Source organism: Frigoribacterium sp. UYMn621 (assembly GCF_040549525.1).
GTDB lineage: Bacteria > Actinomycetota > Actinomycetes > Actinomycetales > Microbacteriaceae > Lacisediminihabitans.
The window spans coordinates 1-1043 of sequence record NZ_JBEPTM010000056.1 but is presented as its reverse complement, the minus strand read 5'-3'; the positions used below and the strand labels follow the sequence as shown (position 1 = coordinate 1043).

At 59.6% G+C, this 1043-nt stretch carries 2 protein-coding genes; both read right to left on the bottom strand.

Annotated elements, in window-relative coordinates; all coding sequences use genetic code 11:
* Positions 1 to 142 precede the first annotated feature (142 nt).
* The gene (locus ABIB54_RS17865) at positions 143 to 367 is read right to left on the bottom strand and encodes a YgaP-like transmembrane domain (protein ID WP_354576881.1); all 225 of its coding nucleotides are present in this window, start codon (positions 365 to 367) and stop codon (positions 143 to 145) included.
* The gene (locus tag ABIB54_RS17860) at positions 364 to 792 is read right to left on the bottom strand and encodes a transcriptional repressor (protein WP_354576880.1); all 429 of its coding nucleotides are present in this window, start codon (positions 790 to 792) and stop codon (positions 364 to 366) included. Before ABIB54_RS17860 ends, ABIB54_RS17865 begins: the two co-directional genes overlap by 4 nt.
* Positions 793 to 1043 lie beyond the last annotated feature (251 nt).

Here is a 1043-nt window from a genome sequence, read left to right as displayed (position 1 = left end):
ACTCACCCCGATCGAGTTTGAGACAATCAACATGGCCCTCAACGCCGCATAAAACCACTAACCCAACGAGTCAACTGAACTCGGGGCAGTCCCCAACGCCCTCCACCTACCGCGTGTCACGAGGGTTCCCTCCCCGCACCGCTCAGAGTGCGCGTGCGCGGATCTTCCTGCCACTGAAGGGCAGCCGCAGCATTGGGGCGACGAGGCAAACGTTGAACGATCCCACGGCTGCGAACACGATGCCGAGGACGATCAGCACGATGCCGACAACGGATTGCAGGGCGATGCCCACCGCGATGAGCACCAGGCCCGCGACGATCCGCAGGATGCGGCCAGCAGGGCGTGACATAAACAGGGCGAACTTCATGATGTTTCCTTCGATTCTTGGGTTTCTTGATTGCCACCGTCGACGACGGCAGAGCCTAGTGAGGTGCGGCAGGTTTCGCAGTGTCCGCGGACGGTGATTCCATCGCGGACTAGGTTCTGCCCGAGCTGGGCCTGAATGACCGAAATGACGTCGGCGGGAAGGAGGAGATCGACGATGCCCCCACAGCTCGTGCAGACGAAGTGGTCGTGAACATCGGTTCGCGCGTCAAGGACGACGGTGCCACCATCGGTAGGCCCAATGCCGATTTCGCCACGCTCGAGTAGTCGCGCCGTGATGCGATGCACTGAGGTTAACGACACCCGTGGCATCGTCGCGGCAAGCGAACCGTGGAGGTCGAGGTTCGTGGCGTGTCCCACCGCGCGAAGGTTCGCGAGGATCGCATCGCTCTGAATCGTTGTTGCCATATACCGACACTAGAGTGAATAATTAACGTTCGTCAATGATTCACTAATGTGTAGACCGATCGCTGCTGAAGCCGATCGAAGGCCCTTTCGGTCGCACATTCGCCTTGGCCGAGGGCGATGGATAACAGATGACCATCCACGACTGTGCGTCAAGTGTGGTTGCGTCCCCGGGAGTGGTGTGGTTTTCGGGGTTTCGAGCGTTGGATGGTCGACGTGAAGAGCCACCGTGGGATGGTCAGTGAGTAACGACT